The sequence below is a fragment of the Variovorax sp. 3319 genome (assembly GCF_031456585.1).
In the GTDB taxonomy this organism is placed as follows: domain Bacteria; phylum Pseudomonadota; class Gammaproteobacteria; order Burkholderiales; family Burkholderiaceae_C; genus Variovorax; species Variovorax paradoxus_P.
In genome coordinates, this window is record NZ_JAVDUZ010000035.1 from 1 (window position 1) to 1,104 (window position 1,104).

The following is a 1,104-nucleotide window of genomic DNA, read 5'->3' on the forward strand; positions in this document are numbered from 1 at the left end:
GGAATGGCCGAACCCAGCAAGGCGCCGCTGCCCAGCAGCGTGGGCGAAGAATCCGGCGTCAGGCGGATGGCCGCGATGCGCCCGGGCACCAGCGAGAGGGTCAAGGTGCCGGTGGAGAGATCCTGCGGCGCAGCGAGTACCCGCGTGGTGACGAAGCCGCGCGCGATGGCCGCCTGCTGGGCGCGGGCGAGCACGACGTTCACGCCCGCGGTTCCGAGACACCTGCCAACCGGGGAATCGTTGCCGTCAGGGCCCGATAGATCAGAGACAGCCCACTGGAAGGCCTCGGCCTGCTCGCCGACCAGCAGCACGCGGTCGATGCGAAAGCACGGGACTTCGGTCTCGGGAATGCGGGCCACCGGTGCAGGCGGCGCCGCCTGCGGGCGCTGGTCGACGGTGCGCTCGTTCTGCTCGCGCAGGGCGCGTTCGCGTTCCTGCTGGCGTTGCTGTTCGACGAAGGACTGAGGTGTCGTCGGCGTCTGCTGCGCCACCGCACACAACGAAGAAACAGCGAGGGCCGCGGCCAGCGCCATGCGCGTGCGCCGAGGCACGCTCCAAGAATGCACCATGCTGATCAGCGTCGGAATGCGACCGTGCGAACCGCCGACGGCTTGCCGGAGAAGCCGCTGACGGTGCCGTCGGCGCCGAAGAGCACATCGACCGGCTCGTCTTCCTGCACCGTCCAGTAGCGCCAGGTGCTGGCGTTCAGGTCCTTGGTGTCGTTGCGGGAGGGATAGCTCAGCGCCATCAGCACCTGGGGCCGGGTCATGCCGACCATGACCTTGGCGGAATACACGGCCCTCTGCACCTCGGGCTCCCAGCCGGCGAGCGTCACCCGGGGATCGGTGGGCACGACGATCTGGCGCGCCCAGCGCAAGGCGTCTTCTTTGCTGCGCGCGGCATCGTCGCGCAGGGAGACGTAGTCGCCACCGATGGTGCCGAAGAAGTAGGTGTCGCGCTTCATGGTGTCGAGCACCACCGGTTCACCGGCCGGCACGATGGGGCCGCCCAGCATGTTGGTGCTGGAGACCCAGCCGTAGTCGGGGCGCAGGTTGCAGCAGGTGTAGCCGGTGATGGGCTGGGTCAGCTTGGTGGCGCAGCCGG

Annotated in this window: 1 protein-coding gene and 1 pseudogene; both read right to left on the reverse strand. The window is 69.1% G+C overall.

Annotated features, from left to right (window positions below; all coding sequences use genetic code 11):
- Positions 1-533: POTRA domain-containing protein (locus J2X67_RS27700; protein WP_309958222.1), on the reverse strand; the 533-nt coding region annotated here is incomplete at its 3' end.
- Positions 534-574: 41 nt separating this feature from the next.
- A pseudogene (locus J2X67_RS27705) lies at positions 575-1,104 on the reverse strand (hypothetical protein); the annotation flags it as partial.